The organism is Streptomyces sp. NPDC079020, from assembly GCF_044542225.1.
Lineage (GTDB): Bacteria > Actinomycetota > Actinomycetes > Streptomycetales > Streptomycetaceae > Streptomyces.
Genome location: NZ_JBITUB010000003.1, coordinates 524,874 through 550,891, shown reverse-complemented (window position 1 = coordinate 550,891; position 26,018 = coordinate 524,874). Strand labels below are relative to the sequence as shown.

Below are 26,018 nucleotides of genomic sequence, written 5' to 3'. Positions count from 1 at the left end.
CCCGGAAGCTAAGCCTTTCAGCGCCGATGGTACTGCAGGGGGGACCCTGTGGGAGAGTAGGACGCCGCCGAACAATTTTTCCGGGAAAGCCCCGTACCGCAAGGTACGGGGCTTTTCTGCGTTCACCAATCAATTCCGAACTTCCCTCCCGTTCGCCCCTGGCTCCTTTGTTCGAGCACCGTGCCGTTCCCTTGGCTCACAGCTGCGGCGGCCGGCCTGCGGGGGAGCTGGTGGAAGCCCGCGGGAATCGGTTCTTCCGATGGTTATGAGCACCCCCGGATCCAGGGTATGCTTTACCTCGTTGCCACAGCGCGACAGGCCCCAATAGCTCAGTCGGTAGAGCGTCTCCATGGTAAGGAGAAGGTCTGCGGTTCGATTCCGCATTGGGGCTCCAGCAGAGATAAGGCCCCCGCCATCAGGCGGGGGCCTTATCTCGTTTACGTACTCGGCCGTCCCGGCGACTTCACATGTTGATGTTCAAGCGAACATTCGCATGGTAGAAAGGGTTCATGGGTGTTGCCGATCGTCTGGACCTGACTCTGCGGCTGGTGCAGGGCGCCGCTGACCGTGTCTCCGTTGCCGAGCTCTCCCAGCGGCTGGGGGTGTCCGAGATGACGGTCCGCCGGGACCTCGACGCGCTGGAGCGCCAGGACCTCGTACGCCGGGTGCATGGCGGTGCCGTCGCCACCAAGGCGCGGGAAGAGGGCGCGGGCTTTGTCGCGCGGGAACCCTGGCAGGCCGCCACCAAGGACCGGCTGGGTGCACGGGTGGCCGCGATGGTCGAGCCGGGGTCCCGTGTGCTGCTGGACGCGGGGACCACGACCGTGCACGTCGCGGAGCACCTCGCCGCCCGGGGACCGCTGACGGTGGCGGTGCTGAGCCTTCAGGCGGCCGTGTGCCTGGCGGACCGGCCCGGTATTGATCTGCTCATCGTCGGCGGGCGCTCACGGCCCGGAGAACGGTCCCTGGTGGGCCCGTTGGCTCTGCGCACGCTGGAGTCGCTGGCCTTCGACTGTTTCATCATGTCCATCGGCGGAGTGCACGCCGAGCACGGCTGGTCGGAGTTCTCCCTCGACGACGCCGCCGTCAAGCAGGCCGGGCTCGCCCAGGCCACCCGTACCGTCGCGGTGGCCGATGCGACCAAGCTCGGGGTGCGGGCGTTCAGCCAGGTCGCTCCTCTCGGGGTCGTGGACGGCTTCGTCACCGACACGGGGGCCGAGGACGGCGAGACCCATCCGAACGGCCCGTACACCCTGAAGGCTCTCCGGGAGGCCGGGGTCCCCGTCCATCTCGCCTGACGCCCCACCCGCCCCCGCCCCCATCGCCATCGAGGTGCTGCCATGAACGCTCTGCCCCACCCGCCGACGGGCCCCGACCGCGCCGAGGGCGCACGATGACTGCCGGCATCGACACCCCGGACCGCCGCGGCCGTACCGGCCTGGACCGGCACGGCCAGGACCTGACCGGTAATCCGCGGGTGCGGATTCTCGACGTGGAAGTGCTCTCCTGCGACTGGTACGTCCTGCGCAGGACCACCTTCGACTACCAGCACAGCGACGGGCACTGGAGCCGGGAGCAGCGTGAGACCCACGACCGGGGGGACGGCGCCACCATCCTGCTCTACGACGCCGACCGCCGTACCGTGCTGCTGACGCGCCAGTTCCGTCTCCCCGTCTATGTCAACGGCCACCCGGACGGGATGCTCCTCGAAACGGCGGCGGGCCTGCTGGACGGGGACAGCCCCGAGGAAGCCATCCGCAGGGAGGCCGCCGAGGAGACGGGACACACCGTGGGCGCGGCCGAGCGTGTCTTCGACGTCTATATGAGCCCCGGCTCCGTCACCGAGCGGCTGCACTTCTTCGCCGCCCCGTACACCCCCGCGACCGCGACCGGCAGCGGAGGCGGGATCGCCGCCGAGGGCGAGGACATCAGCACCGTGGAGCTGCCCTTCGCCCAGGCGCTGGCGATGATCCGCGACGGGTCGATCGCCGACGCGAAGACGATCATGCTGCTCCAGTGGGCCGCACTGGACGGCCCGTTCGCTCCCTGAGCCGTGCCCCTGAGCCGTGCCCCGGGGCCGTGCCTTGGGGACTGTTCGTCAGACGAGCGGCGGTTCGGGGACACGCATGGCCAGGATGGCCATGTCGTCGGAGGCCGGCTCGGCCGCGAAGCGTTCGACGGCCCGCAGGATGCGGGAGGCGACCGCGCCGGCCGTCAGGCCCGTACAGGTGGCGAGGACGTCCGCGAGGCCGTCGTCGCCGAGCATGCGGGCACCCTCGCGGCGCTCCGTGACACCGTCGGTCACGCACAGCAGGACATCGCCCGGGTCGAGGGTGATCTCCTGCTCGTACAGTTCGAGGTCCTCGATGACGCCGAGCAGTGCCTGAGGCTCGGCGGCGGCCTCGACGGAACCGTCCTGGCGCAGACGCAGCGGGAGCGGGTGACCCGCACACACCACCTTCAGCAGTGCGCTGCCGTCCTCCTGCGGCCACAGCTCGCCGTACAGGAGCGTGAGGAAGCGGCTGCGCGCGCCCTCGTCGAGGATGGCGGCGTTGAGACGTTCCAGCACGGCCGGGCCGCCGAAGCCCTCGCGGGCCAGCAGACGCAGGGCGTGGCGGGCCAGGCCGGTGACGGCCGCGGCTTCCGGGCCCGTACCGCACACATCGCCGATGGCGAAGCCGTACGCGCCGTCGCGGATCGGGAAGACGTCGTAGAAGTCGCCGCCGACCTCGTTGCCCTCGCCCGCCGCGCGGTAGATGACCTCGATCTCGACGTTGGGTACGTCGGGGAGGCCCGGCGGCAGCAGGCTGCGCTGCAGGGACTGGCTGATCGCCATGCGCTCGGAGTACAGGCGGGCGTTGTCCAGCGCGAGTGCGGCCCGGCGCGAGAGGTCCTCGGCCAGTTCGAGGATCTCCTGGCGGAAGTGGTCGTCGGAGGGCTTCCCGAGCGTGAGCATGCCGATGACGCGGTTGCGGGCGACCAGGGGGAGCACGACGGTCTCGCCGCCCACGGCCGAGGCGGTGGCGAGGGTGGTGCGGGTGGCCATGCCCATGCTCAGGGGCGCGTCGTGATCGAGGCTGCGCATCGAGGTGCTCAGCGCCGCCCGGTGGGCCGCGTCGGACGGCGCGGCCCAGACACGGGCGCCCGGGGTCGGCACGGGGTCCGGCGGGTCGATCGAGGACAGCAGCGCCTTGAGGCCGTCGATGAGGTCCTCGTCCTCGTGGAGGACATAGGAGAGGTACGGCTCCGAGGCCTGGTCCGCGATCGTGTAGACGGCGCACCAGGTGGCGAGCGTGGGGACCGTCATCTGGGCCATGAGCGCCAGGGTCTGGTCCCGGTCCAGGGTGCCGGCGAGCAGGTCGGAGGCCTCGACGAGGAAGGAGAGGGAGCCGCGGCGCAGCCGTTCCAGTTCGCCCAGGCGGGCGGATTCGACGGCGAGCGCGATGCGGTCGGCGGCGAACTGGAGGCGCAGTGCCTCCTCGTTGGAGTACCGGCCGGCCGCTTCGGCCGCGACGCCGAGGGAGCCGGTGAGGCGGCCCTCGACCTTCAGCGGGACGGTGACGACGGAGCGCATTCCGGTGTCGCCGAGCAGGGGGACGGCGCCGGGGACGGCGGTGAGGTCCTCATGGACGGCGGGCATCCGGGCGGAGCCGTAGCGTCCTGTTCCGGCTTCGACGGGGACCCGGGCGAAGCGCTGGCGGGCGGAGGGGAGGCCGGTCGTGGCCCGGACCTCCAGTTCGGTCTCGTCGTCGGTGGCCAGCAGGAGGAAGGCGGCGTCGGCGTCGAGCATGTCCCGGGCCCGTTCGACGGTGCGCTGGAGCAGGCCGTCGAGGTCGTCCGGGGCGGGTGAGCCGATGAAGACCTCGAAGGGGTCCGCGGCGCGGTTCTCGTGGGCCGTGTCGGAGACGGGGGCGCGTACCGGGGACTGCAGGACGGCGCGTTCGTAGTCGCGGACGAGGAGACAGACGGTGGAGGGCTCGCCCTCGGTGTCGCGGACCCGCAGATGTGAGGCGTAGACCGGGATGACCCGGCCGTCGGAGCCGCGGATTCCGTAGCTGCCCTCCCAGCGGGAGAGCTGGAGCGCGTCGGCGATGCCGGTGCTGGTGCCGGGGGTGTGCGGCCAGGCCGCCAGGTCGGTGAGCTGTTTTCCGGTGACCTGGTCGGCGGTGTGACCGAAGAGGAACGCGGCGTCGTCGTTCCAGGCGGAGATGGAGCCGGAGCGGTCGATCTGTACGACAGCGACCCGTACGCGTTCGTCGGTGACCGGGAGGAGAGCCGTGGGCAGGAGCGGGCCCGCGGAGCGGATGCCCACCGGCCGCTCGGGGAGGTCGAGCTGGAACCAGACGTGCTTGCGCGTGGGGGTGTACTCGACGCCCCAGCGGGCGGCGAGCGCGGCGCAGAGCAGCAGACCCCGGCCGCTCTCACGGTCGGGGCTGCCGTAGTCCAGGCCGGTGCTCTGGAGCGGGACCTCGCGCTCCGGATAGTGGTCGGAGACCTCGACGCGTACGCCGTCCTCGGTGCGCAGGCACAGGACGTCGGCGGCGGTTCCCGCGTGTACGACCGCGTTGGTCACGAGCTCGCTGGTGAGGACGACCGCGTCGTCGACGACATCGGTGTAGCCCCACCCCTGGAGGGTGTCACGGACGAAGGCGCGGGCGGTCGCGACAGAGCGCCCGACCGGGTCGAAGGTGGCAGCCGCGCGCGCGGTGATCACAGCACTCCCCATATGGTGTCTCGTCGCTTCCCCGAGTCCTGTGCCCGTTTCTCGCCGCTTCGATTCGCTTGCCAGGCTAGACGCTCGTTCACCGTCCCGGGTACACGAGGGCCGACTTCGGTACGGGATGCCCCGGCAGTTGTGCGCGGGCGCACCACCATGACTTCCCCAAGGGGCGGTTGTACGGAGTCCATTGGAGCTTCCACCCCGACCAGTTCCGGCCTGGTACGTTTCAACGATTTGACGTCCGCATGGTCACCCGTCGACGGTGTGCAGTGGCGGTGAGTCAAAGTAGAACTGGGCAAGCTTCCGGATAGGCCCGAGCGATACGGTCAAACCCTGCGGGAGGGACACGGTGGAGTCTGGCGTGGCGGCGCGGGGTTCAGGAACGCGCACAAAAGGCGGACAGTCCGTGAAAAAACAGCGCAATGGGACCATCGATGTGGACGCGGCAGCTCTGAACAGACTGCTCGCGGCCCTCGTGGCGATGCGGGACGGCAACTTCCGCAGGCGGCTGACCGTCTCGGGCGACGGCGTGATGACGGAGATCGCGGCGGTCTTCAACGAGGTCGCCGACCGGAACCTCCACCTCACCGGTGAGCTGGCACGCGTACGGCGCGTGGTGGGCCGTGAGGGGAAGCTCACGGAGCGCCTGGAGACAGGGGCCTGCGAAGGCTCCTGGGCGGCCGCCATCGATGCCTCCAACGAGCTGGTCGACGATCTCTCGCGGCCGGTCTCCGAGGTCGGACGGGTGCTCGCGGCGATCGCCGACGGTGATCTCGAACAGCGGATGGAACTGCGCTCGCACACGGCGGACGACACGGTGCGGCCGCTGCGCGGCGAGTTCCTGAAGGTCGCCCGTACGGTCAACAACCTGGTCGACCAGCTGTCCGCGTTCACCGAGCAGGTGACCCGGGTCGCGGTCGAGGTCGGGACCGAGGGCAAGCTCGGCGGGCAGGCCCAGGTGCGCGGGATGTCCGGGTCCTGGAAGGACCTCACGGACTCCGTGAACACCATGGCGTACCGGCTGACGGCACAGGTGCGGGACATCGCCCTGGTGACGACGGCGGTCGCCAAGGGTGATCTGTCACGGAAGGTCACCGTCCATGTGGCCGGTGAGATGCTCCAACTGAAGAACACCGTCAACACGATGGTCGACCAGCTGTCCTCGTTCTCCTCCGAGGTGACCCGGGTCGCCCGTGAGGTGGGTACGGAGGGTGAGCTCGGCGGTCAGGCGACGGTGCCCGGTGTGGCCGGGGTGTGGAAGGACCTCACCGACTCCGTCAACACGATGGCGGGCAACCTCACCTCCCAGGTGCGTGGCATCGCGGAGGTGACGACGGCGGTCGCCAACGGCGACCTGTCGCAGAAGGTCACGGTGAGCGCACGCGGCGAGGTCGCGCAACTGGCCGAGACGATCAACCAGATGACCGAGACGCTGCGCACCTTCGCGGACGAAGTGACGCGTGTGGCCAGCGAGGTCGGCGGTGAGGGGCTGCTGGGCGGGCAGGCCCAGGTGCCGGGCGCGGCGGGAACGTGGAAGGACCTCACCGACTCGGTGAACACGGTCTTCCGGAACCTGACGACCCAGGTGCGCGACATCGCCCAGGTGACCACGGCGGTGGCCAGCGGTGACATGACCCAGAAGGTCACCGTCGATGTGGCCGGCGAGATGCTGGAGCTCAAGAACACCGTCAACACGATGGTGGACCAGCTGCAGTCGTTCGGTTCGGAGGTGACCCGGGTCGCCCGGGAGGTCGGTGTCGAGGGCCGGCTCGGCGGGCAGGCCGAGGTCCCGGGGGCGGCGGGGACCTGGAAGGACCTCACCGATTCGGTGAACACAGCGTTCCGGAACCTGACCGGTCAGGTGCGGGACATCGCTCAGGTGACCACCGCGGTCGCCAACGGGGACCTGTCGCAGAAGGTCACCGTCGATGTCGCGGGCGAGATGCTGGAGCTGAAGAACACCGTCAACACGATGGTGGCGCAGCTCTCGTCCTTCGCCGACCAGGTGACGCGGATGGCGCGGGACGTGGGCACGGAGGGCCGTCTCGGCGGCCAGGCGCGGGTCGACGGTGTCCTGGGGACGTGGAAGGAACTCACCGACTCCGTCAATTTCATGGCGGGGAACCTGACCTCGCAGGTACGCCAGATCGCCCAGGTGACCACGGCGGTGGCGCGGGGCGACCTGTCGCAGAAGATCGATGTGGACGCCCGGGGCGAGATCCTTGAGCTGAAGAACACCATCAACACGATGGTCGACCAGCTCTCCGCCTTCGCCGAGCAGGTGACGCGGGTCGCCCGCGAGGTGGGCACGGACGGGCGGCTCGGTGGCCAGGCGCAGGTGCCCGGGGTGGCGGGCGTGTGGCGCGATCTGACCGACTCGGTGAACGGCATGGCGGGGAACCTCACCGCTCAGGTCCGTAACATCGCGCAGGTCGCCACGGCGGTGGCGCGCGGTGACCTGTCGCAGAAGATCGATGTGGACGCCCGGGGCGAGATCCTTGAGCTGAAGAACACCCTCAACACCATGGTCGACCAGCTCTCCAACTTCGCGGAGCAGGTCACCCGGGTCGCCCGTGAGGTGGGTACCGAAGGCATTCTCGGCGGCCAGGCCGAGGTGCAGGGCGTGTCCGGTACATGGAAGGACCTCACCCAGTCCGTCAACGGCATGGCGAACAACCTGACGCTTCAGGTCCGCAACATCGCCGAGGTCACCACCGCGGTCGCCAAGGGTGATCTCTCCAAGAAGATCACCGTGGACGCCAAGGGCGAGATGCTCGAACTGGTGACGACGGTCAACACCATGGTCGACCAGCTGCTGAACTTCGCCGACGAGGTGACGCGCGTGGCCCGTGAGGTGGGCACCGAGGGCATCCTCGGCGGTCAGGCCCGGGTGCGCGGTGCGACCGGCATCTGGAAGGACCTCAGCGACAACGTCAACCTGATGGCCAGCAATCTCACCAGCCAGGTGCGCAACATCTCCCGGGTCTCGTCCGCGGTCGCCAACGGCGATCTGACGAAGAAGGTGACCGTCGAGGCGCGCGGCGAGGTGGCCGAACTCGCCGACACCGTCAACACGATGGTCACGACGCTCTCCTCGTTCGCCGACGAGGTGACGCGTGTGGCCCGCGAGGTGGGGACCGAGGGCGCGCTGGGCGGACAGGCCAGGGTGCCGGGTGTCGCCGGTACGTGGAAGGACCTCACCGAGTCCGTGAACTCGATGGCCTCCAACCTGACCGGCCAGGTGCGCCAGATCGCCACGGTCACCACGGCGATCGCCAGGGGCGACCTCACCAAGAAGATCGACATCGATGCGCGCGGCGAGATCCAGGAGCTGAAGAACACCATCAATACGATGGTCGACCAGCTGTCCTCGTTCGCCGAGGAAGTCACCCGGGTGGCCCGTGAGGTGGGCACGGAGGGGCAGTTGGGCGGTCAGGCCCGCGTCCGGGACGTCAATGGGACCTGGCGCGACCTCACCGAATCGGTGAACGAGATGGCCGGGAACCTGACCCGTCAGGTGCGTGCCATCGCGGCCGTCGCCACGGCGGTGACGCGCGGTGATCTGAACCTCAAGATCGACGTGGACGCGGCCGGCGAGATCCAGGTGCTGCAGGACAACGTCAACACGATGATCGCCAACCTGCGTGATACCACGCTCGCCAACAAGGAACAGGACTGGCTCAAGGGCAACCTGGCCCGGATCTCCGGTCTGATGCAGGGCCGCCGCGATCTGGACGATGTCGCCTCGCTGATCATGAGCGAGCTGACCCCGGTCGTTTCCGCGCAGCACGGCGCGTTCTTCCTGGCCATGGCACCCGGCGACACGGGCGAGGTCGGTTCGGACAGTGACGCGGAGAGCCTGTACGAGCTGCGTATGCGCGGCAGTTACGGCTATTCGGCGGGCTCGATGCCGACCTCCTTCCGTCCCGGCGAGACACTGATCGGCACGGCGGCCGAGGAGAAGCGCACGATCCAGGTGGACAACGTGCCGCCCGGCTATCTGAAGATCTCCTCCGGGCTCGGTGAGGCGCCTCCCGCGCATGTGATCGTGCTGCCGGTGCTGTTCGAGGGCAAGGTCCTCGGCGTGATCGAGCTGGCCTCCTTCCAGCCGTTCACGCACATCCAGCGGGACTTCCTCAACCAGCTCGCCGAGATGATCGCGACGAGCGTCAACACCATCAGTGTCAATACGAAGACCGAGAAGCTCCTCGAACAGTCCCAGGAGCTGACCGAGCAGCTCCGGGACCGCTCGCAGGAGTTGGAGAACCGGCAGAAGGCCCTCCAGGAGTCCAACGCCGAACTGGAGGAGAAGGCCGAACTGCTGGCCCAGCAGAACCGCGACATCGAGGTGAAGAACACCGAGATCGAAGAGGCCCGGCAGGTCCTGGAGGAGCGTGCCGAGCAGCTCGCCGTCTCGATGCGCTACAAGTCCGAGTTCCTGGCGAACATGTCCCACGAGCTGCGCACCCCGCTCAACTCGCTGCTGATCCTGGCCAAGCTGCTCGCGGACAACGCCGAGGGCAACCTCTCGCCGAAGCAGGTCGAGTTCGCCGAGACGATCCACGGGGCCGGTTCCGATCTGCTCCAGCTGATCAACGACATCCTCGACCTGTCGAAGGTCGAGGCGGGCAAGATGGACGTCAGCCCGACCAGGATCGCGCTGGTCCAGCTCGTCGACTATGTGGAGGCGACGTTCCGCCCGCTCACCGCGGAGAAGGGGCTCGACTTCTCCGTACGGGTCTCCCCGGAGCTGCCCGCCACGCTGCACACGGACGAGCAGCGGCTGCTCCAGGTGCTGCGCAACCTGCTGTCCAACGCGGTGAAGTTCACCGACAGCGGTGCCGTGGAGCTGGTGATCCGGCCGGCCGGGGCGGATGTGCCGAACTTGATCCGGGAGCATCTGCTGGAAGCGGGCTCGCTGCGGGACGCGGACGCCGATCTGATCGCCTTCTCGGTCACGGACACCGGCATCGGCATCGCGTCCAGCAAGATGCTGGTGATCTTCGAGGCGTTCAAGCAGGCGGACGGGACGACCAGCCGGAAGTACGGCGGTACGGGCCTGGGCCTGTCCATCAGCCGGGAGATCGCCCGGCTGCTGGGCGGTGAGATCCACGCGGCGAGCGAGCCCGGCCGCGGCTCGACCTTCACGCTGTATCTGCCGCTGCACGCCAGCGAACTGCCGCCGCAGGGCTATCCGCAGGTGGGTCCCGGACCCGTCGAGATCCATGGCATGGCGGCCGAGAGCGCCCTGAACGGGGAGGCGGTCCGCGGCACCGACCAGGCGCCACTGGGTGATCCGGCCAACTCCGCCGGGCTGTTCCGGCGTAGGCGCAAGGCGCTGGGGGACACGGCACGGCGGCCCGCGCTGCCCGCCCGCCCGAACACGGGCGTCGGTGGCGGTACGGGCGCGGGTGCCGCGCGGGAGGAGTGGGTCCAGGGATCCCAGGAAGAGCCGGAGGCACGGCGGACGTTCCGGTTCCGCGGTGAGAAGGTGCTGATCGTCGACGACGACATCCGCAATGTCTTCGCCCTCACCAGCGTGCTGGAGCAGCACGGCCTTTCGGTGCTGTACGCGGAGAACGGGCGGGAGGGCATCGAGGTGCTGGAGCAGCACGACGATGTGACGGTCGTACTGATGGACATCATGATGCCCGAGATGGACGGCTACGCCACGACGACGGCGATCCGCAGGATGCCGCAGTTCGCCGGTCTGCCGATCATCGCGCTCACCGCGAAGGCGATGAAGGGCGACCGGGAGAAGGCCATCGACTGTGGTGCTTCCGACTATGTCACCAAGCCGGTCGACCCTGATCATCTGCTTGCGGTGATGGAGCAGTGGATGCACGGAGAGTGATCGAGGAGTGAATGAATCACGGTGAATTGCTGACCGACTGTGCCCGAACGGGTGTGAGTGCGGGTTTTTCGGGGAACCTTCCTGTCTCCCACCGCGTTTGCGCTATGTGCACAGTGACATCGCGGTGACAGGGTGTGGTGACGGGCGGGGTGCGGCTACCATGACCGGCACAAGGACGGACGGCGTATGGGAGTCGTCCCCTGGGGCGGCACCCGGTGTGATTCCGGGGCGAGGAGGACGGGCCATGGTGCAGAAGGCCAAGATCCTCCTGGTCGATGACCGGCCGGAGAATCTGCTGGCGCTGGAGGCCATCCTCTCTGCGCTCGATCAGACACTGGTACGGGCATCGTCAGGGGAGGAAGCGCTCAAAGCGCTGCTCACGGACGACTTCGCGGTCATTCTGCTGGACGTCCAGATGCCGGGCATGGACGGTTTCGAGACCGCCGCGCACATCAAGCGCCGGGAGCGGACCCGGGACATCCCGATCATCTTCCTCACCGCGATCAACCACGGTCCCCATCACACCTTCCGGGGATACGCGGCGGGCGCGGTGGACTACATCTCGAAGCCGTTCGACCCGTGGGTGCTGCGCGCCAAGGTCTCGGTCTTCGTCGAGCTGTACATGAAGAACTGTCAGCTCCGCGAGCAGGCCGCGCTGCTGCGGCTCCAGCTCGAAGGCGGTGGCCACGCGGCCGGGGAGCACGAGAGGGAGCCGGCCGGTCTGCTGGCCGAACTCTCCGCACGGCTCGCGGCGGTCGAGGAGCAGGCGGAAGCGCTGTCCAAGCAGCTCGACGACGAATCCGCGGACGCCGGCGCGGTGGCGACCGCCGCCCACCTCGAACGCAAGCTCACCGGGCTGCGTCGCGCGCTCGACGCGCTGGAGCCGGGGGCGAACGGCAACGCCGGTGTCCTGCCCGCGCAGAGCTGAGGACCGGTCCGTAACTCCCGGCGGGCGCACGGCAACGGGCGTCCGCCGCTTCGCTGTTGCCCGTGGGCGGCCGGGTGCCGCCCGCCGCGGTGAGCGCGCGTCAGCTTCCGGCCCCGGTACGGCGACACGGTCGGGTGAACCAGTAGGCACGCGTGTTCACCGGCGTCGGCAACGGTAACCTCGGTCCCATGGCCTCACGTACGTCCGGCAAGGGTTCCCAGGGCACGGCGGGCACCGCGAAGAGCGTCGGCCGTACCGCGGGCCCGGCGAAGAAAGCCGCGCCCGCCAAGAAGAAGTCCCCGGCGAAGAAGTCCGCGTCCGCGCCCGCCGGGAAGGCGCCCGCGAAAAGGGCGCCCGCGAAGAAGACCGCTGCCAGGAAGCCCGCGCCCAAGCCCGCCCCGTCTCCCACCGGGGGCGTGTACCGGCTCGTGCGAGCCGTCTGGCTCGGTGCCGCGCACGGCGTCGGTGCGCTGCTGCGCTCGATAGGGCGTGGCGCGAAGGGACTCGACCCCGCCCATCGCAAGGACGGCCTCGCGCTCCTTCTGCTCGGCCTGGCGCTGATCGTCGCCGCGGGCACCTGGTCGAACCTGCGCGGACCGGTCGGCGACCTCGTCGAGATGCTGGTGACCGGGGCGTTCGGCCGGCTGGATCTGCTCGTGCCGATACTGCTGGGCGCCATCGCCGTACGGCTGATCCTGTACCCGCAGAAGCCGGAGGCCAACGGCCGCATCGTCATCGGTCTCTCCGCGCTCGTCATCGGCGTCCTCGGACAGGTCCACATCGCCTGTGGCTCGCCGGGCCGTGAGGACGGTACCGAGGCGATGCAGGACGCGGGCGGCCTGATCGGCTGGGCCGCCTCCAAGCCGCTCATCTTCACGATGGGCGAGGTGCTCGCCGTACCGCTGCTCGTGCTGCTGACCGTGTTCGGACTGCTCGTGGTCACGGCCACCCCCGTCAACGCCATTCCGCAGCGGCTGCGGGCGCTCGGCGTCAGGCTGGGCGTCGTCGAGCCGGCGTACGAGCCCGGCGCGGACGGCGGGAGCGACGACGACCGCTACGACGAGCAGTGGCGCGAAGCGCTGCCCGACCGCTCGCGCCGCGGCTCCGCCCGCCGCTCGGAGGCGGACACGGAGTACTACCCCGACCAGGCCGAGTCGGAGGCGCTCTCGCGGCGCGGGCGGTCGCGCAGGCCGTCCGTGCAGCCCGCGATGAACCGCACCATGGACGCCGTCGATGTCGCGGCGGCCGCCGCCGCGGCGCTCGACGGCGCGGTGCTCAACGGCATGCCCCCCTCGCCGCTCGTCGCCGACCTGACCCAGGGTGTCTCCGTGGACCGGGACCGTACGGGCGCGGGCACCCCCGTGCCCGGGGCCCGGGAGGCGGAGAAGGGCCGGGCCGGGGTGAAGGGCCGGGGCGCCGGAGCGCCGGGCGCGCCCGCCGGCGGCGTACCGGATCTGACGAAGCCCGCCCCGGAGCACTCGCAGCCGCTGCCCGCGCGGGCCGAGCAGCTCCAGCTCTCCGGGGACATCACGTATGCGCTGCCCTCGCTCGACCTCCTGGAGCGCGGCGGGCCGGGGAAGACCCGCAGCGCCGCCAACGACGTGGTCGTCGCCTCCCTGACGAACGTCTTCACGGAGTTCAAGGTGGATGCCGCCGTCACCGGCTTCACCCGCGGTCCGACGGTCACGCGGTACGAGGTCGAACTGGGGCCGGCCGTGAAGGTGGAGCGGATCACCGCGCTCACCAAGAACATCGCGTACGCCGTCGCCAGTCCGGACGTCCGGATCATCTCCCCGATCCCCGGCAAGTCCGCGGTGGGCATCGAGATCCCCAACTCCGACCGCGAGATGGTCAACCTCGGCGACGTACTGCGCCTCGCGGACGCGGCGGAGGACGACCATCCGATGCTCGTGGCGCTCGGCAAGAATGTCGAGGGCGGCTACGAGATGGCCAACCTCGCGAAGATGCCGCACGTCCTGGTCGCCGGTGCGACCGGATCCGGCAAGTCCTCGTGCATCAACTGTCTGATCACCTCGGTCATGGTGCGGGCGACCCCGGACGACGTCCGGATGGTCCTGGTCGACCCCAAGCGGGTCGAGCTCACCGCGTACGAGGGCATCCCGCACCTGATCACGCCGATCATCACCAACCCGAAGAAGGCCGCCGAGGCCCTCCAGTGGGTCGTACGGGAGATGGATCTGCGCTACGACGACCTCGCGGCGTACGGCTACCGGCACATCGACGACTTCAACCACGCCGTGCGCAACGGCAAGGCCAAGGCCCCCGAGGGCAGCGAGCGGGAGCTGTCGCCGTACCCGTATCTGCTGGTCATCGTCGACGAGCTGGCCGACCTGATGATGGTCGCCCCGCGCGACGTCGAGGACTCGATCGTCCGCATCACCCAGCTGGCCCGCGCCGCAGGCATCCATCTGGTGCTCGCCACCCAGCGGCCCTCGGTCGACGTGGTGACCGGTCTGATCAAGGCCAATGTGCCCTCCCGGCTGGCCTTCGCGACCTCCTCGCTCGCCGACAGCCGCGTCATCCTCGACCAGCCGGGTGCCGAGAAGCTCATCGGCAAGGGTGACGGGCTGTTCCTGCCGATGGGGGCGAACAAGCCCACGCGTATGCAGGGCGCCTTCGTCACCGAGGACGAGGTCGCGGCCGTCGTCCAGCACTGCAAGGACCAGATGGCCCCGGTCTTCCGCGAGGACGTCGTGGTCGGCACGAAGCAGAAGAAGGAGATCGACGAGGACATCGGCGACGACCTGGATCTGCTCTGCCAGGCCGCCGAGCTGGTCGTCTCCACACAGTTCGGGTCGACCTCGATGCTCCAGCGCAAGCTCCGGGTCGGTTTCGCCAAGGCAGGCCGGCTGATGGACCTCATGGAGTCCCGCAACATCGTGGGGCCCAGCGAGGGGTCCAAGGCGCGCGATGTGATGGTGAAACCGGATGAGCTCGACGGGGTGTTGGCGCTGATCCGGGGGGAAACTGCTCCGTAAAGGTTTTGTAGGCAACCGTTCCGGCGGGTCGTACGTCAACTTGAGAGGAGGGACAGTAGATGCTTCTCCATCAGCAGTTCCGGCGGCCCGGATTCCGGCTCCGCCTCCTACCCCGTCCTCAGCTCCTCCCGTTGCTCAGTCGAGTGCTCGGTGTGCCCAGTTCCGTGCTCCGCCCCGCGGGCCGACCGCGGAGCCGTCCATGGGGCTGTCCGGCGAACCCGATGGCGTACAAAGTCGTCCCTCCCGGTTGCCCCACCCTTTCGTACCCCCCCTAGACTGAACATCCAGCAGGTGGCTCACGCTCGAAAGGCGCCCCCGTGTCCATCGGCAACTCCCCCGAAGACGACCGGCCTTCGATCGGTCGCGTGCTTCAGCAGGCTCGTATCGCCGCAGGTCTGACGGTCGAGGAAGTCAGCAGCTCCACCCGGGTGCGCATCCCCATCGTGCACGCGATCGAGGAGGACGACTTCTCGCGCTGTGGCGGCGACGTGTACGCGCGCGGCCACATCCGTACGCTCGCCCGTGCCGTCGATATCGACCCGGAACCCCTGGTCGAGCAGTACGACGCCGGACACGGCGGCCGTCCTGTGCCCACACCGGCGGCACCGCTGTTCGAGGCGGAACGCATCCGTTCCGAACCCCGACGGCCCAACTGGACCGCGGCCATGGTCGCGGCCATCGTCGCCGTGGTCGGCTTCGTCGGCTTCACGCTCTTCAACGGCGACGAGCAGGTACCGAGCACCGCCCAGGTGGCGGAGGGCCCGACGCCCGACAAGACCGGCAAGCCGGCCGCCAGCAAACCGGCCGACCCCAAGCCCGTGCCCTCCGAGAGTGCCATCGCCGCTGCCCCCCGGGACAAGGTGACGGTCAAGCTCAGCGCGACCCGGGGCAAGAGCTGGATCTCCGCCAAGGACCACAACGGCCGGCTGCTCTTCGACGGCCTGCTGCTCCAGGGCGAGTCCAAGACCTTCCAGGACAGCGATCGGGTCGATCTCGTCCTCGGCGACGCCGGGGCGACCGACCTCTTCGTGAACGGCAAGAAGGTCGAGGACCAGTTCGAGCCGGGTCAGGTCGAACGGCTCTCGTACACGAAGGGCGACCCCGAGGCCGGCTGAGCCGTCGGCTCGGCTTCTCGGTTTCCGCTCCTCCCGCGATGGGCGCCCGGCACGAGTGCCGGGCGCCCATCGCTGTTACTCGCTGTAGCAGGCAACCCTGCACGGCAGGGCGGGCGCCGCGACAAAGTAGTCTTGAGCCCATGCCCGAACGCCGTACCGTCGCCCTTGTCACTCTCGGCTGCGCCCGTAACGAGGTGGACTCGGAGGAGCTTGCAGGCCGCTTGGCAGCGGACGGCTGGGAGCTCGTCGAGGACGCCTCCGACGCCGATGTCGCCGTCGTCAACACCTGTGGCTTCGTCGAAGCCGCCAAGAAGGACTCCGTCGACGCCCTGCTCGAAGCCAATGATCTGAAGGACCACGGCAGGACCCAGGCCGTCGTCGCCGTCGGCTGCATGGCCGAGCGCTACGGCAAGGACCTCGCCGAGGCCCTGCCGGAGGCGGACGGAGTCCTCGGATTCGACGACTACGCCGACATCTCCGACCGGCTGCAGACCATCCTCAACGGCGGTATCCACGCCTCGCACACCCCGCGCGACCGGCGCAAGCTGCTGCCGATCAGCCCCGCCGAACGGCAGGACGCCGCAGTGGCCCTGCCGGGCCACGCGCAGGAGACCGCACCCGCACCGGCCCCCGCGGACCTTCCGGAGGGTGTCGCCCCGGTCTCCGGGCCGCGGGCGCCCCTGCGCCGGCGCCTGGGCACCAGCCCGGTCGCCTCGGTGAAGCTCGCCTCCGGCTGCGACCGCCGCTGCTCCTTCTGCGCCATCCCGTCCTTCCGCGGCTCCTTCATCTCGCGGCGTCCCTCCGACGTCCTGGGGGAGACCCGCTGGCTGGCCGAGCAGGGCGTCAAGGAGGTCATGCTCGTCTCCGAGAACAACACCTCCTACGGCAAGGACCTCGGCGACATCCGGCTCCTGGAGACGCTGCTGCCGGAGCTCGCGGGCGTCGAGGGGATCGAGCGGATCCGGGTCAGCTACCTCCAGCCCGCCGAGATGCGGCCGGGGCTGATCGACGTACTCACCTCGACCCCGAAGGTCGCCCCGTACTTCGACCTCTCCTTCCAGCACTCGGCCCCCGGTGTGCTCAGGGCGATGCGCCGGTTCGGCGACACGGACCGCTTCCTGGAGCTCCTGGACACCATCCGCGGCAAGGCCCCGCAGGCCGGTGCCCGGTCCAACTTCATCGTGGGCTTCCCCGGCGAGACCGAGGCCGACCTCGCGGAGCTGGAACGCTTCCTCACCGGAGCGCGGCTGGACGCCATCGGCGTCTTCGGCTACTCCGACGAGGAGGGCACCGAAGCGGTCGGCTACGAGAACAAGCTGGACGCGGACGTCATCGCCGAGCGGCTGGCGCACATCTCCCAGCTGGCCGAGGAGCTGACCTCGCAGCGGGCCGAGGAGCGGCTCGGTGAGACGCTCCAGGTTCTCGTGGAGTCCGTCGACGCCGAGGAGGACGGCCAGGTCGCGGTGGGCCGCGCCGCCCACCAGGCCCCCGAAACGGATGGACAGGTGGTCTTCACCACACGCGAGGGGCTCGTACCGGGCCGTATGGTCGAGGCAAAGGTAGTGGGCACCGAGGGAGTGGACCTGTTGGCCGAACACCATGAGCTCGCGGAGGTGGCCAGATGACCGGAGTCCCGGCATCGGCGGCAGGCGGCTCCGGCGCTAAGCCGGTCCGCAGCGGCAAGCTGGGTACTGCGGCCGTCAACCAGGCCAGCCTGTGGAACATCGCCAACATCCTCACGATGCTGCGGCTGCTCCTCGTCCCCGTCTTCGTCCTGCTGCTGCTGCACAACGGCGGCGACGACCCGGTCTGGCGCGCGTTCGCCTGGGCGGCGTTCGCCGTCGCCATGATCACGGACGTCTTCGACGGGCATCTCGCGCGTACGTACAACCTGGTCACGGACTTCGGAAAGATTGCCGACCCGATCGCCGACAAGGCGATCATGGGCGCGGCGCTGATCTGCCTCTCCTCGCTCGGTGACCTTCCGTGGTGGATCACCGGAGTGATTCTCGCGCGTGAGCTCGGGATCACGCTGATGAGGTTCTGGGTGATCAGGCATGCGGTGATCCCGGCCAGCCGCGGCGGGAAGATCAAGACACTGGCGCAGGGCACCGCGGCCGGTATGTACGTTCTGGTGCTGACCGGACCGCTGGCGACGATGCGCTTCTGGGTGATGATGGCCGCCGTCGTGCTGACGGTCGCCACCGGGCTGGACTACGTGCGTCAGGCCGTCGTCCTGCGCCGCAGGGGCCTCGCAGCCGAGCGTGCGGCCGCCGGGGACGCGGGCGCGGCCGGCGGGTCTCATCTGGCGAGTGGTTCCGGTGTTGCGCGCGGTTCCGGCACTGCGGATATGGCGGGGGATACCCGTACCACCGCTGATGCCCGTGGTGCGGCGGAGGCCGAGCGGTGACAGCCGCAGCCCTGGTGCTGCGGAGGCTCGTGGAGCGCGGTGAGACGCTCGCCGTCGCCGAATCGCTGACCGGCGGGCTGGTCGCGGCCGAGCTGACCTCCGTTCCCGGGGCCTCGCAGTCCTTCCGGGGCTCGGTGACGGCGTACGCCACCCCCCTGAAGCAGGACGTGCTCGGTGTCGACGGGACCCTTCTGGCGGAGCGCGGCGCGGTCGATCCCGAGGTGGCACGGGGGATGGCGGCCGGGGTGCGACGGGTCCTGGGCGCGGACTGGGGGATCGCGACCACCGGTGTCGCGGGCCCCGGACCGCAGGACGGCAAGCCCGTCGGAACGGTTCATGTCGCGGTTTCGGGACCGTCCGGCACCGAGAAAGTCGCCTCACTGCGGTTGAACGGCGAACGGGCGGACATCCGTAGAGAGACGGTGCGGAGCGTGCTCAAGCTGCTCGCGAGCGAACTCGGTGAAAATGTGAGGGCACAGGATACGGAACAGAACGGGGAGAATTGATGTTTGCAGCCCTGAGTGAACACGACATCGCTCCCCGCACGGCCGCAGCGCAAGGCGGTACGGTAGGGCGTGAAGGATGCGGCTACGCGGTCCGAGGAGGGAGCCACCGATGATTCTGCTCCGTCGCCTGCTTGGTGACGTGCTGCGTCGGCAGCGCCAGCGCCAAGGCCGTACTCTGCGCGAAGTCTCCTCGTCCGCCCGGGTCTCGCTCGGTTATCTCTCCGAGGTGGAGCGGGGGCAGAAGGAGGCATCCTCCGAGCTGCTCTCCGCGATTTGCGACGCGCTTGACGTACGGATGTCCGAGCTCATGCGTGAAGTGAGCGACGAACTTTCCCTGGCTGAACTGGCCGAGTCGGCGGCAGCCAGCGATCCGGTACCTGTGCCGGTACGCCCCAGGCTCAATTCCGTCTCCGTGTCTTCGGTGGCAGCTGTGCCGACGGGACGGGTGACCATCAAGGCGCCCGCGGAAGCGGTCGCCGCTGCCTGACCGGCGCGGTTCGGTGTGATCGGGAGCCCCGGTCGATCCCTTGGAGGGGTTGTCCGGGGCTTTTGCGTGCGAGGGGCGGTGGCCGGTGCCCCGCTTCCTCGGACGCCCGGTTCCCGGCTGCCTGCTTTCCGCTGCGGGGCGTCTGTTCTCCGCGTCCGGGCTCCTGTCTTCCGGCCTTTCGCTCTGGATGCAGCGGGGGCGGTGCCAGGGGAAACTGCCGGGGAGGGCCCCGATCGCCGGGGCCGCGTCCGAACGGTGTGCCGGCAGCGGGAGCGAGAGTGTCCGTAGCCCGTGCTGTGCGCGCCGCTCCTGCACCGGTGCGCCCTCCCCCTGGGTGCGCGAGCCGGTCTAGCGTCGGCCGGAGGAGGCAGCCATGGTGCGGCGATGGGTGCCGGCGCTGGTCCTCGGTGGGCTGTGGTGGTGGGCGGTGCTACGGCTGGCACTGGAACCGGACCACGCCGGTGTGGTGGAGGGTGCGGTGGCGGCGGGAGGGTGGGGGCTGAGCCTGCTGCCCGTCCATGCGGCGGCGTCGGTACGGCCGCCGAGGGCGCCGACCGGAGCGGGGCGTGCCGGGCGGCGGCCGGTCACCACGGCATGGCGACGCCGCCGTTGGGGCGGAGAATCTGACCGGTCATGAAGGCCGACGCGTCCGATGCGAGGTGCAGCACCGTGTGCGCGACGTCTTCGGGCTCGCCGACCCGTCCGAGCGGCGAGGCCCGCACCATCACGGCCTCTGCCCGATGCTGCTGCTCCGCGTCGTGGCGGTCGGTCATCGGCGTGCGGATCCAGCCGGGTGCGATGGCATTCACGCGAATGGAGTGCGGGCCGAGTTCCGTGGCGAGGGTCTTCGTCAGCTGGACGACGGCGGCCTTCGCGGCGCTGTAGCAGAGCAGGCCCGGACTGGCTGCGTCCACGGCGCCCGATGCCATGGTGATCAGCGAACCGGGGGCGGAGCGGGCGATCATGCCGCGGGCCACCTCCTGGCAGGCGTACAGCACCCCTTTGAAGTTGACCGACAGGACCCGGTCGAGATCGTCGTCGGCCGTCTCCAGGACGCTGCTCGTATGCATGATTCCGGCGACCGCGACCAGGATGTCGATGTCCCCGGCCTCGGTCACCGCTCGCTGGACCTGGCCACGGTCCGTTACATCGAGCGGGTGGGCGATCGCCGTGCCGCCCGGCCCGGTGATCAGCCGGCAGGTCTCCGCCAGGCCCTGCTCGTCGCGGTCCGCGCAGTGGACCGTGGCTCCTGCCTCGGCGAGCAGGACCGCGCCGGCCCGGCCGATGCCGCTGGCGGCGCCGGTGACGAACGCGGACCGGCCGGTGAGGTCGTACGCGGAGAGGGGCATGACCGGACCGTACGACTGGATCTGATGATGCGTCAACTATGGTGTGGGGCCTGATTGGCAGCGCGGACACCAGTAGGCGGGGCGGATGTCCTGTCCGGTGGCGCGGATCGGTGTGCCGCAGCGCAGACAGGGGCGCCGGGCGCGGCCGTAGACGAAGAGGCGGTCGGGGGACCGGGTACGGGCGGGGGCCGCGCCGGGGGCGAGAGCGGTGGTGGTCCGCGTCGGGCGGTCACGGTTGGCTTCGAGGAGCCGTTTCGCGGTGGCCACCAGCCGGGTGAGGACCGTCGGCGGGAGATCGCCCACGGCGAGCCAGGGGGTTGACCGGGCCAGGAAACAGAGCTCGCACATGTAGACGTTGCCGATACCGGCCAGATTGCGCTGGTCCAGGAGAGCTTCGCCGAGGGGACGGCGGGGGGTGGCGAGCAGATTGCGCAGGGCGGTTCTGGGGTCCCAGTCGGGGCCCAGCAGATCCGGGCCGAGATGGCCGACGGCCCTGTCCTCGTCCCGGGTACGGAGGAGTTCGAGCACGGGAAGCCGGTAGCCGACGGCGGTGTGCTCGGTGTTGGCCAGGACGGCGCGGATCTGATGGGTGGGGCCGCCGCGCCAGTGCTCGCCCGGGTCGTAGACGCGCCAGGCGCCGTCCATCCGCAGATGGCTGTGGAGGGTGAGGCCGTCGTCGAGGCGCGTGAGCAGATGCTTGCCGCGCGCGGTGACACCGGTCACGGTGCGGCCGGTGAGGTCGGCGGTGGCGAACCTGGGCACGCGCAGGTCGGCATAGGTCAGGGCCCGGCCTGCGAGCGCTGCGTGCAGCCGCTCGGCGGTCCGCAGCACGGTGTCTCCTTCAGGCATGCCTCCATGATGCGCGGTGCGGATGGCGGGTGCCGGGAGACACGGAGGGCGCCGGGACGCCCTCCGGTGGCTCAGGCGCGCAGACGCAGGCCTCTCGGGGTGGCGAGGAATCCGGCGGCTTCCAGCGTGCGGCCCAGCGGCGAGGTGAGGGAGGAGGCGCCGTTGGTGCGCTCCACCGTGACGGTGCCGAGCGCGCCCGCGCCGGCCGCCGCGGCCAGCGCCTGGGCCGCCGCTCTCAGCGCCGGGGACTCGGGGTCGGACGGCCAGGCCAGCAGCGTCTTCCCGCCGCGCTCCATGTACAGCGTCAGCTCGCCGTCGACCAGGACCACCAGGGCCCCTGCCTTGCGGCCCGGCTTGTGACCGGCCCCATCGGGGGACTCGGGCCAGGGCAGCGCGGCCCCGTACGCGTTCGCCGGGTCGGCGGCCGCGAGGACCAGGGCGTGGGGGGCGGTCCCGGGATCCGTCCGGTCGCGGGCCGTGGACGCCGCCCGCAGCCGGTCGACGGCGCCGTCCATCGCGAACTGGGCCGCCCCCAGGCCCTCGACGACATAGCCCCTGCGGGCCTGGCCGTTGTCCTCGAAGGCGGCGAGGACGCGGTACGTCGCGGAGAAGCCGCCCTCGACGCCCTCCGCCTGCACCGCCCCCCGGGTCACCACGCCGTGGCGGTCGAGCAGCGTACGGGCCAGGGCATGCGCGCGGTGGGTCGGTTCCGGTTCGGCCGGGGGCAGCAGGGACCAGCGGCCCGACACGGTGGGCGGGCCGGTACGGGAGGCGGGGCGGGCCGCCGCGGTGAGCGATCCGTACCGGCCGCGCGGAACGCTGCGTCTGGCGCGGTGGGCGGTCGAGCCCGCGGTGCGCCCGGAGCCCAGGAGCGAGCGCAGCGGGGCGAGGGTGTCGTTGGTGAGACGGCCGGACCAGGCCAGGTCCCACAGGGCGTCGGCCAGCTGCGGATCGGTGCAGTCCGGGTGGGTGGTGGCACGCACCTGATCGGCGATCTGCCGGAAGAAGAGCCCGTATCCGCCGGAGAGAGTGGTGAGGACCGACTCGTGCAGCGCGGACTGCTCCAGCGGGTGCGGGGGCGGCAGGAGCAGGGGTGCGCTGTCGGCCGGGTAGAGGGAGAGCCAGCCGTCCTTGCCGGGCAGGGAGCCCGCACCGGCCCAGAGGACCTCACCGGTCGTCGTCAGCTCGTCGAGCATGGCGGGGGTGTACCCCATGACCCGGCTCGGCAGGATCAGCTTCTCCAGCGCGGACGCGGGAACCGGGGCCCCCTGCAACTGCTCGACGGCGCGGGCCAGTCCGTCGATTCCGCGCAGGCTGCTGCTGCCGGCGTGCTGCCACTGCGGGAGGAAGGCCGCGAGCGCGGCGGGCGGAACGGGCTCCAGCTCATGGCGCAGAGCGGCGAGCGAGCGACGGCGCAGCCGGCGCAGAACGGTCGCGTCGCACCACTCCTGCCCGATGCCCGCCGGATGGAACTCGCCCTGGACGGTCCGGCCCGACGCGGACAGCCGGTGGAGTGCTCCGTCGGTGACGGCGGTGCCGAGCCCGAAGCGATCGGCCGCCCGGGCCGAGGTGAACGGACCGTGCGTACGGGCGAAGCGGGCGAGGAGATCGCCGAGGGGGTCCTTCACCGGTTCGGTGAACGCCTCCGGCACGCCGACGGGCAGGGCGGTGCCCAGCGCGTCGCGCAGCCGGCCCGCGTCCTCGATCGCCGCCCAGTGGTCGGCGCCGGCGATGCGGACTTTGATGGCCCTGCGGGCGGCTGCCAGTTCGGGTGCCCACTGCGGCTGTGCGCCCCGGTCGGCCAGCTCGGCGCCGGTGAGCGGGCCGAGGACCCGAAGGAGGTCGGCGACGCCCTCGACGTCCTTGATCCTCCGGTCCTCGGTGAGCCACTGGAGCTCCCGCTCCAGCTCGGTCAGCACATCGGCGTCGAGCAGTTCGCGCAGCTCCGCCCGGCCGAGCAGCTCGGCCAGGAGACGGGAGTCGAGGGAGAGCGCGGCGGCCCGGCGCTCGGCGAGCGGGGAGTCGCCCTCGTACAGGAACTGGGCGACGTACCCGAAGAGGAGCGAGCGGGCGAACGGTGAGGGCTCCTGGGTGGTCACCTCGACCAGCCGGACGCGCCGCGCCTCCAGATCGCCCATCAGTTCCGTGAGTCCGGGAACGTCGAAGACATCCTGGAGGCATTCGCGGACCGCTTCGAGGACGATCGGGAACGAACCGAACTCGGAGGCCACCTGGAGCAGTTGGGAGGCGCGCTGGCGCTGCTGCCAGAGCGGGGTGCGCTTGCCGGGGCTGCGCCGGGGCAGCAGCAGCGCGCGGGCGGCGCACTCGCGGAACCGGGAGGCGAACAGCGCCGAGCCGCCCACCTGATCGGTGACGATCTGCTGGACCTCGCCCTTGTCGAACACGACGTCGGCCGCACCGATCGGGGGCTGGTCGCTGTCGTACGCCATGTCCGGTGCCGCCGGAGCCGGTCGGGCGCCGGCGGACTCGCCGTCCGCTCCCGGGGCCGGATCGAAGTCGAGCAGGTCGAGGCCCATCAGATCGGCGTCGGGCAGCCGCAGCACGATGCCGTCGTCGGCATGCATGACCTGGGCGTCCATTCCGTACCGCTCGCTGAGGCGGGCGGACATCGCCAGTGCCCAGGGGGCGTGCACCTGGGCGCCGAAGGGGGAGTGCACGACGACCCGCCAGTCCCCGAGCTCGTCCCGGAAGCGTTCGACCAGGATCGTGCGGTCGTCCGGTACATGGCCGCAGGCGCGGCGCTGCTCGTCCACGTACGACAGGATGTTGTCCGCGGCCCAGGCGTCGAGACCGGCGGCGAGCAGCCGGAGCCGGGCGTCCTCCTGCGACAGCCCGCCGATCTCCCGGAGGAACGCGCCCAGCGCACGGCCGAGCTCCAGCGGACGTCCCAGCTGGTCGCCCTTCCAGAACGGCAGCCGTCCCGGAACCCCCGGGGCGGGCGAGACGAGCACCCGGTCACGGGTGATGTCCTCGATCCGCCAGGACGTGGTGCCCAGCGTGAAGACATCGCCGACCCGGGACTCGTACACCATCTCCTCGTCCAGCTCACCGACCCGGCCGCCGCCCTTCTTCGGGTCGGCCCCGGCGAGGAAGACGCCGAAGAGCCCGCGGTCGGGAATGGTGCCGCCGGAGGTGACCGCGAGCCGTTGGGCGCCGGGGCGTCCGGTGACCGTTCCGGCGACCCGGTCCCACACCACCCGGGGGCGCAGCTCGGCGAAGGCGTCCGACGGATAGCGGCCGGCGAGCATGTCGAGCACGGCGGTGAAGGCCGATTCGGGGAGCGAGGCGAACGGGGCCGCCCTGCGGACGAGGGCCAGCAGATCGTCCGCCTGCCAGCTGTCCAGCGCGACCATGGCGACCAGCTGCTGGGCGAGCACGTCCAGGGGGTTGGACGGGATGCGCAGCGCCTCGATGGCACCTCGGCGCATGCGCTCGGTGACGACGGCTGCCTGCACCAGGTCGCCGCGGTACTTCGGGAAGACCACTCCGGTGGAGACCGCGCCCACCTGGTGTCCGGCCCGGCCGACCCGCTGGAGCCCGGAGGCGACGGACGGCGGGGACTCGACCTGGATCACCAGATCGACCGCACCCATGTCGATGCCCAGCTCCAGGCTGGAGGTGGCGACGACCGCGGGCAGCCGGCCCGCCTTGAGGTCCTCCTCGACCTGGGCCCGCTGCTCCTTGGAGACCGAGCCGTGGTGTGCGCGGGCGAGCAGCGCCGGAGCGCCCTTCGCGGCGCCGGACTGGGCCATGATCTCGGCGGGGGAGTGAGCCTCCGGGAGGGCTTCCCCCGGGGCCGGGGCGGATCCGCTTCCGTCGGACACCGCGCCGGTCGCGCGCTCGTACGCGATCTCGTTGAGGCGGTTGCACAGGCGCTCCGCCAGCCGCCGGGAGTTGGCGAAGACGATGGTCGAGCGGTGCGACTGGACGAGATCGGCGATGCGCTCCTCGACATGCGGCCAGATGGACGGCTTCTCCGCCTGGTCGCCACCGCCGTCGGTGGCGGGGGAGCCACCCAGCTCACCCAGATCCTCGACGGGGACGACCACCGACAGGTCGAACTCCTTGGCGGACGTCGGCTGGACGATCTCCACCTTCCGCTGCGGCGAGAGGAAGCGGGCCACCTCGTCGACCGGCCGGACCGTCGCGGACAGGCCGATCCGCCGCGCGGGCCTGGGCAGCAGCTCGTCCAGCCGCTCCAGCGATACGGCGAGATGGGCGCCCCGCTTCGTACCGGCGACGGCGTGCACCTCGTCGAGGATCACCGTCTCGACACCCGCGAGGGCGTCCCGGGCCGACGAGGTGAGCATCAGGAACAGCGATTCGGGCGTGGTGATCAGAATGTCCGGAGGCCTGGTCACCATCGAACGCCGCTCGGCCGGCGGGGTGTCCCCGGACCGGATCCCCACCCGCACCTCCGGCTCGGGGAGCCCGAGCCGCACCGACTCCTGCCGGATTCCGGTCAGCGGTGAGCGGAGATTGCGCTCCACATCGACGGCGAGGGCCTTGAGCGGTGATACGTACAGCACACGGCAGCGCTTCTTCGCCTCGGCGGCCGGCGGGACCGCGGCCAGCCGGTCCAGCGAGGCGAGGAACGCGGCGAGGGTCTTGCCGGAACCGGTCGGCGCGACGACCAGCACATCGCTGCCCTCGCCGATGGCGCGCCAGGCGCCCTCCTGCGCGGCTGTCGGCGCGCGGAAGGCCCCCGCGAACCAGCTGCGGGTCGCGGGCGAGAACGAGTCGAGTGCGGAGCCGGCCATGTCCCCCATCGTGCACCCCG

15 protein-coding genes and 1 tRNA gene are annotated in these 26,018 nt (G+C 70.5%); 12 read left to right on the top strand and 4 right to left on the bottom strand.

The window, feature by feature from the left end:
• Positions 1 to 318: 318 nt before the first annotated feature.
• From ACIGJO_RS09530 to ACIGJO_RS09520, 3 genes are all read left to right on the top strand, one after another.
• Positions 319 to 394 (top strand) — tRNA-Thr (locus ACIGJO_RS09530).
• A 115-nt stretch (positions 395 to 509) separates the two neighbouring features.
• On the top strand, positions 510 to 1,298 hold the full coding sequence (locus tag ACIGJO_RS09525; RefSeq protein WP_399954502.1) for a DeoR/GlpR family DNA-binding transcription regulator: 789 nt from the start codon (positions 510 to 512) through the stop codon (positions 1,296 to 1,298).
• Between the two features lie 95 nt (positions 1,299 to 1,393).
• Positions 1,394 to 2,050 (top strand): NUDIX domain-containing protein, encoded by a 657-nt coding sequence (locus tag ACIGJO_RS09520; protein ID WP_399954498.1) that lies wholly within the window; start codon positions 1,394 to 1,396, stop codon positions 2,048 to 2,050.
• 48 nt (positions 2,051 to 2,098) lie between these two features.
• Here ACIGJO_RS09520 and ACIGJO_RS09515 read toward each other — a convergent pair whose 3' ends face one another.
• Entirely contained in the window at positions 2,099 to 4,726 is a 2,628-nt protein-coding gene (locus tag ACIGJO_RS09515) for a SpoIIE family protein phosphatase (protein WP_399954495.1), read from the bottom strand.
• 400 nt (positions 4,727 to 5,126) lie between these two features.
• Between ACIGJO_RS09515 and ACIGJO_RS09510 the strand changes: the two genes are divergently transcribed.
• From ACIGJO_RS09510 to ACIGJO_RS09470, 9 genes are all read left to right on the top strand, one after another.
• Positions 5,127 to 10,574, top strand: a complete 5,448-nt coding sequence (locus ACIGJO_RS09510; protein ID WP_399954492.1) for a HAMP domain-containing protein — start codon at positions 5,127 to 5,129, stop codon at positions 10,572 to 10,574.
• Positions 10,575 to 10,818: 244 nt separating this feature from the next.
• Entirely contained in the window at positions 10,819 to 11,502 is a 684-nt protein-coding gene (locus ACIGJO_RS09505; RefSeq protein WP_399954489.1) for a two-component system response regulator, read from the top strand.
• 188 nt (positions 11,503 to 11,690) lie between these two features.
• Complete coding sequence (locus tag ACIGJO_RS09500) at positions 11,691 to 14,501, top strand: DNA translocase FtsK (RefSeq protein WP_399954485.1); 2,811 nt, start codon at positions 11,691 to 11,693, stop codon at positions 14,499 to 14,501.
• Between the two features lie 317 nt (positions 14,502 to 14,818).
• A complete protein-coding gene (locus ACIGJO_RS09495) occupies positions 14,819 to 15,616 on the top strand; it encodes a helix-turn-helix domain-containing protein (protein WP_399954482.1) in 798 nt (265 codons plus the stop codon).
• Between the two features lie 140 nt (positions 15,617 to 15,756).
• The gene (gene rimO / locus ACIGJO_RS09490) at positions 15,757 to 17,241 is read left to right on the top strand and encodes a 30S ribosomal protein S12 methylthiotransferase RimO (RefSeq protein WP_399954479.1); all 1,485 of its coding nucleotides are present in this window, start codon (positions 15,757 to 15,759) and stop codon (positions 17,239 to 17,241) included.
• Positions 17,238 to 18,026, top strand: coding sequence for a CDP-diacylglycerol--glycerol-3-phosphate 3-phosphatidyltransferase (gene pgsA / locus ACIGJO_RS09485; RefSeq protein WP_399954476.1), 789 nt, complete (start codon positions 17,238 to 17,240; stop codon positions 18,024 to 18,026). The genes rimO and pgsA overlap by 4 nt, the downstream gene beginning before the upstream one ends.
• On the top strand, positions 18,023 to 18,532 hold the full coding sequence (locus ACIGJO_RS09480) for a CinA family protein (protein WP_399954473.1): 510 nt from the start codon (positions 18,023 to 18,025) through the stop codon (positions 18,530 to 18,532). The genes pgsA and ACIGJO_RS09480 overlap by 4 nt, the downstream gene beginning before the upstream one ends.
• Positions 18,533 to 18,641: 109 nt before the next feature.
• Entirely contained in the window at positions 18,642 to 19,019 is a 378-nt protein-coding gene (locus tag ACIGJO_RS09475) for a helix-turn-helix domain-containing protein (RefSeq protein ID WP_266924510.1), read from the top strand.
• A 373-nt stretch (positions 19,020 to 19,392) separates the two neighbouring features.
• Positions 19,393 to 19,656 (top strand): hypothetical protein, encoded by a 264-nt coding sequence (locus ACIGJO_RS09470; protein ID WP_399954469.1) that lies wholly within the window; start codon positions 19,393 to 19,395, stop codon positions 19,654 to 19,656.
• On the opposite strand, the gene ACIGJO_RS09465 is transcribed toward ACIGJO_RS09470, so the two are convergent.
• The 3 genes from ACIGJO_RS09465 to ACIGJO_RS09455 form a co-directional block, all read right to left on the bottom strand.
• The gene (locus ACIGJO_RS09465) at positions 19,604 to 20,368 is read right to left on the bottom strand and encodes an SDR family NAD(P)-dependent oxidoreductase (RefSeq protein WP_399954466.1); all 765 of its coding nucleotides are present in this window, start codon (positions 20,366 to 20,368) and stop codon (positions 19,604 to 19,606) included. The genes ACIGJO_RS09470 and ACIGJO_RS09465 overlap by 53 nt on opposite strands.
• 36 nt (positions 20,369 to 20,404) lie before the next feature.
• Entirely contained in the window at positions 20,405 to 21,217 is an 813-nt protein-coding gene (locus ACIGJO_RS09460; RefSeq protein ID WP_399954463.1) for an Fpg/Nei family DNA glycosylase, read from the bottom strand.
• 71 nt (positions 21,218 to 21,288) lie between these two features.
• Positions 21,289 to 25,998 carry a DEAD/DEAH box helicase gene (locus tag ACIGJO_RS09455; protein WP_399954460.1) on the bottom strand — a complete coding sequence of 1,570 codons (4,710 nt, stop codon included), beginning with the start codon at positions 25,996 to 25,998 and terminating at the stop codon, positions 21,289 to 21,291.
• Positions 25,999 to 26,018: the final 20 nt, after the last annotated feature.

Excerpts from the sequence above, each read along its gene's own strand:
- ACIGJO_RS09465 (WP_399954466.1), bottom strand. The coding sequence starts at position 20,368 with ATGCCCCTCTCCGCGTACGACCTCACCGGCCGGTCCGCGTTCGTCACC.
- ACIGJO_RS09470 (WP_399954469.1), top strand. The coding sequence starts at position 19,393 with ATGGTGCGGCGATGGGTGCCGGCGCTGGTCCTCGGTGGGCTGTGGTGG.
- pgsA (WP_399954476.1), top strand. The coding sequence starts at position 17,238 with ATGACCGGAGTCCCGGCATCGGCGGCAGGCGGCTCCGGCGCTAAGCCG.
- ACIGJO_RS09475 (WP_266924510.1), top strand. The coding sequence starts at position 18,642 with ATGATTCTGCTCCGTCGCCTGCTTGGTGACGTGCTGCGTCGGCAGCGC.
- ACIGJO_RS09455 (WP_399954460.1), bottom strand. The coding sequence starts at position 25,998 with ATGGCCGGCTCCGCACTCGACTCGTTCTCGCCCGCGACCCGCAGCTGG.
- ACIGJO_RS09460 (WP_399954463.1), bottom strand. The coding sequence starts at position 21,217 with ATGCCTGAAGGAGACACCGTGCTGCGGACCGCCGAGCGGCTGCACGCA.
- rimO (WP_399954479.1), top strand. The coding sequence starts at position 15,757 with ATGCCCGAACGCCGTACCGTCGCCCTTGTCACTCTCGGCTGCGCCCGT.
- ACIGJO_RS09525 (WP_399954502.1), top strand. The coding sequence starts at position 510 with ATGGGTGTTGCCGATCGTCTGGACCTGACTCTGCGGCTGGTGCAGGGC.
- ACIGJO_RS09520 (WP_399954498.1), top strand. The coding sequence starts at position 1,394 with ATGACTGCCGGCATCGACACCCCGGACCGCCGCGGCCGTACCGGCCTG.
- ACIGJO_RS09500 (WP_399954485.1), top strand. The coding sequence starts at position 11,691 with ATGGCCTCACGTACGTCCGGCAAGGGTTCCCAGGGCACGGCGGGCACC.
- ACIGJO_RS09515 (WP_399954495.1), bottom strand. The coding sequence starts at position 4,726 with ATGGGGAGTGCTGTGATCACCGCGCGCGCGGCTGCCACCTTCGACCCG.
- ACIGJO_RS09505 (WP_399954489.1), top strand. The coding sequence starts at position 10,819 with ATGGTGCAGAAGGCCAAGATCCTCCTGGTCGATGACCGGCCGGAGAAT.